Genomic DNA, 7,050 nt, shown 5'->3' with positions numbered 1-7,050 from the left:
GTGCTGCGGCGCGGGCTCCTGCGTGCTGGCCGCGCCGGACGTGTTCGACCAGCGCGACGAGGACGGCGTCGTGGTGCTGCTCGACCCGGAGCCCGCCGGGCACCTGCACGCCGCCGTGCGCGAGGCCGCCGACGTGTGCCCGGCGGCGGCGATCACGCTCGGCGAGCGGGCGTGACGACGCCGGGCGAGGTGCTGGTCGTCGGCGCCTCGGCCGCCGGTCTGGCCACCGCGGAGGCGTTGCGCCGCAAGGGTTACACCGGCGGCCTGACCCTGATCGGCGACGAGCCGCACCCGCCGTACGACCGGCCGCCGCTGTCCAAGCAGGTCCTGGCCGGCGCGTGGGAGCCCGAGCGGGCCCGGCTGCGCGGCGACGACGTCCTGGAGGCCCTGGGCGCGCGGTTCGTCCTGGGCGACCGGGCCGTGGCCCTGGACCTCGACGACCGCGCGGTGACCACCGCGAGCGGCCTCACCCTGCGGGCGGACGCGGTCGTGCTCGCGACCGGCGTGCGCCCCAGGACCCTGCCCGACCAGGACGGCCTGGCGGGCGCGCACGTGCTGCGCACCCTGGACGACGCCCTCGCCCTGCGCGCCGACCTGCTGCGGCCGGGCGTGACGCGGCTCGTCGTGGTCGGCGACGGCGTGCTCGGCGCCGAGGTCGCCGCGACCGCGCGGACCCTCGGCCTGGACGTCACCCTGGCCGGTCCCCAGGCCGCGCCCCTGGCCGCCCAGCTCGGCCCGCTCGTCGCGGGGCTGCTCGCCGACCTGCACGCCGAGCGCGGCGTGCGGCTGCGGCTCGGCGCGGCCGTGCTCGGCCTGACCGCCGCGGCCGGCCGGGTGACCGGCGTGCGGCTGGAGGGCGGCGAGGAGCTGCCCGCGGACGTGGTCCTGGTCGCCCTCGGCGCGGTGCCCGACACCGGGTGGCTGGAGGGCAGCGGGCTGACCCTGGACAACGGCGTGGTGTGCGACGCCCGGTGCCGCGCCGCCGACGGGGTCTACGCCGTCGGCGACGTCGCGCGCTGGCGCCACGAGCCGCTGGGCGCGCTGGTCAGGCTGGAGAACCGCACCAACGCCACCGAGCAGGCCGCCGCCGTGGCCGACAACGTGCTGGGCGCGAACCGCGCGTACGCGCCCGTGCCCTACTTCTGGACCGACCAGTTCGACGCCCGGCTGCACGTCTACGGCACCCCGACCGACGAGGCCGACGTGGTGGCGGGCGAGGTGGCCGCGCGGCGCTTCGTCGTCACCCACCGCCGCGCCGGCGAGCCCGTGGGCGTCCTCGGCTGGAACATGCCCAAGCAGGCCCGCCAACACCGTCAAGAACTCCTGGGGCCGCGGCTCCTGGTGGGAGGAGCGCGATGACCGGCGCCACCGAGATCCCCGAGTACCCCATGCCCCGCGCGGAGGGCTGCCCGTTCGACCCGCCGCCCGCGCTGCGCGACCTCCAGGCCGCCGCGCCGCTGACCAGGGTCCGCATCTGGGACGGCAGCACCCCGTGGCTGGTCACCCGCTACGCCGACCAGCGCGCCGTGCTCACCGACCGGCGGGTCAGCGCCGACATGACGCACCCCGACTACCCGAGCCAGGCCGAGCGCAACGGCGGCACGCTCAGCTTCATCGGCATGGACGACCCCGAGCACGCCCGGCTGCGGCGCATGGTCGGCGCGGCGTTCGCGGTGAAGAAGGTCGAAGCCCTGCGGCCGATGGTGCGGCGCGTCGTGGACGAGGCGGTCGACGACCTGCTGGCCGGCCCCAAGCCGGTGGACCTGGTGCGGGCGTTCGCGCTGCCGGTCCCGTCACTGGTGATCTGCGAGCTGCTCGACGTGCCCTACGAGGACCACGAGTTCTTCCAGCGCAACAGCAGCACGCTCATCAACCGCGACTCCACCCCCGCGCAGCGCGGTGAAGCACTCGGCGCCCTGGGCGAGTACCTGGCCCGACTCATCGCCGCGAAACTGGAGAACCCGGGCGACGACCTCCTGTCCAGGCTGGCCGAGAAGATCCAGGCGGGTGAGCTGACCCTCCAGCAGGCCACGCAGATGGGCGTGCTCCTGCTGATCGCGGGCCACGAGACGACCGCCAACATGATCGCCCTGAGCACCCTCGTGCTGCTGCGACACCCCGACCAACTCGCCCTCCTCCGCGACTCCGACGACCCCGCGGTGGCCCGCCGCGCGGTCGAGGAACTACTGCGCTACCTCAACATCACCCACGGCGGCCGGCGGCGCTTCGCCCTGGAGGACATGGAGGTCGCGGGCTGCCCGATCCGAGCCGGCGAGGGCTTCGTGCTGCCCAACGAGATCGCCAACCGGGACCCGGAAGCCTTCCCCGACCCGGACCGGCTCGACCTGACCCGCGAGGCGCGCCACCACGTGGCCTTCGGCTTCGGCGTGCACCAGTGCCTCGGGCAGCCCCTGGCGAGGCTGGAACTGGAGATCGTCTACCGCACCCTGTACCGGCGGCTGCCGGGTCTGAGGCTGGCCGCTGACTTCGACGAGATCCCCTTCAAGCACGACGGTTTCGTCTACGGGGTCTACGAGCTGCCCGTGACCTGGTGATGGGCCGGCGTCCTCCCGTGCCGTGCGCTCGGCCAACGCCAGGGTGGTGTCGTCCACCGATGGGCGACCCGTGAACCGGTACGCGTCGTTGGTGGGGGAGATCCGGTCGGCGCCGGCGCGGAAGTGGCCCTGCACGACCCGAGTTCGAAGGTGCGCTACCAGGCGGTCGAACTGCTCGGGAGCTCTGGCCGTCAGAACCGTCTGGCGGGCTGCACCCCACCGTCGTACTCGGCGGCGAGGACCTCCCTGAGCCGCACCCGGCCAGACCGGTCGGGGCTGCTCATCTCGACCTCGATCCCCTCACCTGCCCGATCTCCGAGCCACAGCGTGAAGAACGGGTCGCTGTCCACCAGCCACCGCAGGCCCTCTCGGTGGTCTTCGGACATCTCCGTGACGATCGTGGCCGTGGTCTCCCAGCCGGGCCCGCCCTCGGGGACCACCACGTCGACCTCACAGGCGAAGAACGACACGCTCTGGTTGGCCTGCCACTCGACTGTCGCCCGCACGACCTCGCTGCTCACAGCGACAGTATCCCTGCGGCCAGGAGATCAACAGCGCGATGGTCGTGCCGGTCATCGGCACAGCCCGCCCGGCGGCTCGCACCCGCACAGCCCGCCGGGCCCCGGCAGGCACCTGCGGATCACCGCCGAACCGCGCGCCGCCAGGCAGGTGGTCGGCCACGAGCGCGACCACCACTCGCCCGACCGGATCAGGCCCCCGGAGAGGTGGTCATCCGGTGGGCGGCTGTCCCGCGTGACGTGCCCGGGAGGGTTGGCGGTTGATGTAGGCGGCCAGGCCGCCGAGTTCTTCGTTGGCGATGAACGCCGACCGCACGTTCAGGAGAGCCTCCTCGGCGTGGGTCTGGCAGCCCCAGGCCGCGTCTCCCCAGGCGTCGGCGATCTTGAGCTCGGCCGGTTCGGCGCACCCGTCGGCGCCGCCGAGCCGGCACTGGTCGGGATGCGGCACGGCGGCCTGCGCGGCCGCGGCGGCGCGCATCCGCTCGGCCAGTTCCGCCGCGGCGGTGGCGCGCTGCTCGGCTTCGGCGCGCAGCTCCTGCTCGGCGCGCATCGCCTTGGCCAGCTCGGCGTGGGCCGCTTCGGCGCGGAGCTCGGCGTCGCGGCGCGCCTGCTCGTCGTGGTGGCGTTCGATGGCCAGGGCGGCGGTGCCGGCGAAGACGCGGGCCAGGGCGAGGTCGGAGTCCTGCGGGGCGCGCGGGGTCCGGTGGTACATGGCGAAGGTGCCCAGCAGGCTCCCGTCGCGGGCCAGGATCGGCGTGGACCAGCAGGCGGCCAGTCCGGCCCGGTCGGCCAGGTCCCGGAAGTCGTCCCAGAACGGGTCGGTGGCGATATCGGCGACGACGACCGGTTCCCGCCGGTGGGCGGCCGTGCCGCAGGAGCCGACGCCCTCGCCGGTGGCGATCCCGTCGATGGCCTGGTTGTAGAAGTCGGGCAGGCTGGGCGCGGCCCCGTGGCGCAGGTGCCGTCCGTCGGGGTCGGCGAGCAGGACGGAGACGAGCACTTCCTGCGGGGCGAGGTCCTCGATGCAGCGGGCCATCCCGTCGAGGACCTCGGTCAGGGGCGCCTGCCGGGCGATCTGCTCCAGCAGGGCGCGGTGCTCGGCCATCAGGTGCCGGGCGTGCTTGACCTGGGTGGTCTCCACGCCGATCACCCAGATCCCGATGACGTTGCCCTCACCGTCGCGGCGCGGCTCGTAGGTGAAGTCGAAGAACGCTTCCCGCGCGCGTTGACCGGTGTCGAGCACGACCGGCACGTCGTGGCCGGTGTAGGGCTCACCGGTGCGGTGGACCTGGTCGAGCAGGTCGATGAAGCCCTGGCCCGCGAGTTCGGGCATCAACTCCGCCAGCGGGACACCGGTGCGCGCCCGGTGCTCGCCGATGGCGGCGAAGAACGCCGGGTTCGCCGACTCCACCACGTGCGCCGGCCCCGCCAGGGAGGCGAACACGGCGATGGACTGCCCGAACAGAACTCGCAGGTCCTCCTCCGACGCCTGTCCGGCGACCGCGGATCCCGCGGCGAAGGTGTGCTGGTCTGCTGCTGTCATCGGGTGGTCCGCTCCTCGTCACGTGGTGCCCCATGTTAAGGCCTGGGACGCGTCGGGGCGTGACGAGGACGTGCCGTGCGACCGCGTCCCCGGCGGTGTCCGGCACGCGTGGCGGGTCGAGGGTCGTCGCCGCGGCGTCGATCCGCGTGTTCGGCCGTCGTGGATCCCCGCCCGTCGACCTCGGGCCACTCACCGCTCGTGCAGTCGCTGACGCCACCACGCGGCAGCGTGCCAGGAGCTGAGCGAACCCGCCTTGGGGTCGGGCAGGGTCCTCCGCTCGAACTCGTCGTCGAGCGGGGCGATGACCCGACGCAGCTCGGCACGGGCGCCGCGCGGCAGCACTCGCAGGACGGCTTCCAGCTCGTCCCGGGCCTCGACCGGGTCGGAGGACGGGCAATCGGGCCACGGGACGTGCAGCCGGCGGCCGGGTTGGCGCAGGAAGCGGCGGTACCGCTCAAGCGCTCCGGAAACGTCCCCGCTCCACAGGCGGCGAGCGGCCAACGCCTCGATCGCGAGCTGCGTTCTCCGGTTGACACCGGGAATCGGGGTCGCCGACTGGCGATCACGGGCCTCGGGGCGGTCGGCGCGCACGGCGCCGGGCTTCCTACGAGGCATTGCCCCTTCGGGTCGACTGGGTCCACATCATGTCGCCAGGATGCCACACCTGCTGCCGGGCGTCACGGCCAGTGCTTGCTCTCCGTCCCCCGTGAGGACTACAGCGAAGTGTCCACGCCGAGGGGATTCGTGGCATCGCGTTCCTCCATAGGTTTTCGGCAGCGACGGCGTCACCGCGCCGCGGCACGCCGGGAACTGGAGGGCAAGGGCGTTGAAGACCATGCGACGGTCGGCGGGAACCGGTATCCCCCGCAGGTTCACCGGGGTGGTGGCCGCGGTGGCGCTCACCGCCGCCGCGGTGGGGGCCTGTGACGCCGCGGAAGAAGCGATGAGGGAGGACGCGCCACCGGCCGTCACCGAGGAGGCCGCCGCGCCGCGCATCGACTGGGGCACGTGCCCGGCGTTGGCCGAGGGCGCCGGTCGCGACCCCCGGCTCACCTGCGGAACGGTTGAGGTGCCGCTCGACTACCGGAACCCCGGTGGCGAGCAGATCGAGGTGGCCGTCTCGAAGCTGCCGGCGGCGGAGCCCGGTGACCGCCGCGGTGTCCTGCTGCTGAACCCGGGCGGCCCGGCGTTGGCCGGCCTGGACGCGCCGGGCGTCGTGGCGCCGACCCTGCCGCCGTCGGTGCTGACGGCCTACGACCTGATCGGCTTCGACCCCCGCGGGGTCGGGCACAGCACCCCGCAGAGCTGCGGCTTCGACGACCCGTCCCTCGCCGGCCTCTTCCCGTACCCGGCCGCGGACGGCTCGATCACCGCCAACGTCGAGCACGCCCGTGCCGACGCCGAGCGGTGCGCGACGAACGCCGGGGAGAAGCTCCGGTACTTCACCACCGCCAACACGGCCCGCGACGTGGACCGCATCCGCGCGGCGCTCGGTGAGGAGAAGATCTCCTACTGGGGCCAGTCCTACGGCACGTACCTCGGCACCGTCTACGCGTCGCTGTTCCCGGAGCGCGCCGATCGGGTGGTCCTGGAGGGCAACGTCGACCCCACGAAGGTCTGGGCCGACGCGAAGGGCAACTGGGGCAAGGCCATGTCGGAACGCTTCCCCGACGCGGCCGAGGTCGCCGCGGCCCAGCACGCCGCGCTCGGGCTGGGCGGCACCGTCGACGAGGTGACCCGGACCTACCTCGCACTCGCCGACCGCCTCGACCGCGCCCCCGCGCCCGTCCCCGGCACCCGGTTGGCCCTGACGGGTTCGATGCTGCGCACTGTCACCTACAGCCTCCTGCTGGACAACGAGAGCCTGCCGGTGCTCGCGCAGTTCTGGAAGGCCGCCGCCGGGCTGGCCGACGGCGCGCTCACCGAGGCGGACGGCCGGGTGCTGGGGCAGGTGTTCGCCGCGCCGCCGCCGACCCCGGGCGTGCCCGCCGACAACCAGGCCACCATGTTCCTGGCGCTGACCTGCGGTGACGCCTCGTGGTCCGACGACGTCGACGAGTACGCCCGCCGCACCGCCGAGGACCGCGCGGCCTGGCCGCTCACCGCCGGGATGCCCGCCAACATCTGGGCGTGCGCGTTCTGGCCGAAGCCGATCGAGGAGCCCGTCCGCGTGACGGGCGAGGGGCCGCGCAACACGTTGATCCTGCAGAACCGCAGGGACAACGCCACGCCGTGGGAGGACGGCCTCGGGCTGCACGAGGTCCTCGGCGAGCGGGCGGCTTTCGTCGGCGCGGACAACGGCGGGCACTACGTCTACCACCGGGGCTCCGCGTGCGTGGACGAGGCGACGGTGGCGTTCCTGACCACCGGCCGGCTGCCGGACGGGAAGGTCCACTGCACCGACGTCGCCCCGCGGTGACCGGCGGCGGGTGCC

General features: G+C 74.1%; 7 protein-coding genes. 4 read left to right on the top strand and 3 right to left on the bottom strand.

Annotated features, from left to right (window positions below; all coding sequences use genetic code 11):
- The 3 genes from ACFV4N_RS19945 to ACFV4N_RS19935 all read left to right on the top strand — a co-directional run.
- Positions 1-175: ferredoxin (locus ACFV4N_RS19945; RefSeq protein ID WP_499674042.1), on the top strand; the 175-nt coding region annotated here is incomplete at its 5' end.
- Positions 172-1,359, top strand: coding sequence for an NAD(P)/FAD-dependent oxidoreductase (locus tag ACFV4N_RS19940; RefSeq protein ID WP_499674040.1), 1,188 nt, complete (start codon positions 172-174; stop codon positions 1,357-1,359). The genes ACFV4N_RS19945 and ACFV4N_RS19940, both read left to right, overlap by 4 nt.
- Positions 1,356-2,555 (top strand): cytochrome P450, encoded by a 1,200-nt coding sequence (locus tag ACFV4N_RS19935; protein WP_499674039.1) that lies wholly within the window; start codon positions 1,356-1,358, stop codon positions 2,553-2,555. Before ACFV4N_RS19940 ends, ACFV4N_RS19935 begins: the two co-directional genes overlap by 4 nt.
- 191 nt (positions 2,556-2,746) lie before the next feature.
- On the opposite strand, the gene ACFV4N_RS19930 is transcribed toward ACFV4N_RS19935, so the two are convergent.
- From ACFV4N_RS19930 to ACFV4N_RS19920, 3 genes are all read right to left on the bottom strand, one after another.
- Positions 2,747-3,076 carry a hypothetical protein gene (locus ACFV4N_RS19930; RefSeq protein WP_499674038.1) on the bottom strand — a complete coding sequence of 110 codons (330 nt, stop codon included), beginning with the start codon at positions 3,074-3,076 and terminating at the stop codon, positions 2,747-2,749.
- A 208-nt stretch (positions 3,077-3,284) separates the two neighbouring features.
- Positions 3,285-4,616: a GAF domain-containing protein gene (locus tag ACFV4N_RS19925; protein WP_499674037.1), complete on the bottom strand. Its 1,332-nt coding sequence runs from the start codon at positions 4,614-4,616 to the stop codon at positions 3,285-3,287.
- Positions 4,617-4,805: 189 nt separating this feature from the next.
- Positions 4,806-5,207 carry a hypothetical protein gene (locus ACFV4N_RS19920; RefSeq protein ID WP_499674036.1) on the bottom strand — a complete coding sequence of 134 codons (402 nt, stop codon included), beginning with the start codon at positions 5,205-5,207 and terminating at the stop codon, positions 4,806-4,808.
- A gap of 244 nt (positions 5,208-5,451) precedes the next feature.
- On the opposite strand from ACFV4N_RS19920, the gene ACFV4N_RS19915 reads away from it, so the two are divergent.
- Entirely contained in the window at positions 5,452-7,035 is a 1,584-nt protein-coding gene (locus ACFV4N_RS19915) for an alpha/beta hydrolase (RefSeq protein ID WP_499674041.1), read from the top strand.
- The last annotated feature ends 15 nt before the right edge of the window (positions 7,036-7,050 follow it).

The sequence above is a fragment of the Actinosynnema sp. NPDC059797 genome (assembly GCF_042732085.1).
In the GTDB taxonomy this organism is placed as follows: domain Bacteria; phylum Actinomycetota; class Actinomycetes; order Mycobacteriales; family Pseudonocardiaceae; genus Actinosynnema.
The sequence above is the reverse complement of the archived record's forward strand: the minus strand, read 5'-3'. Positions and strand labels throughout refer to the sequence as shown.

Coding starts and splice junctions, on each gene's coding strand:
- ACFV4N_RS19935 (WP_499674039.1), top strand. CDS start 1,356: ATGACCGGCGCCACCGAGATCCCCGAGTACCCCATGCCCCGCGCGGAG.
- ACFV4N_RS19925 (WP_499674037.1), bottom strand. CDS start 4,616: ATGACAGCAGCAGACCAGCACACCTTCGCCGCGGGATCCGCGGTCGCC.
- ACFV4N_RS19915 (WP_499674041.1), top strand. CDS start 5,452: ATGCGACGGTCGGCGGGAACCGGTATCCCCCGCAGGTTCACCGGGGTG.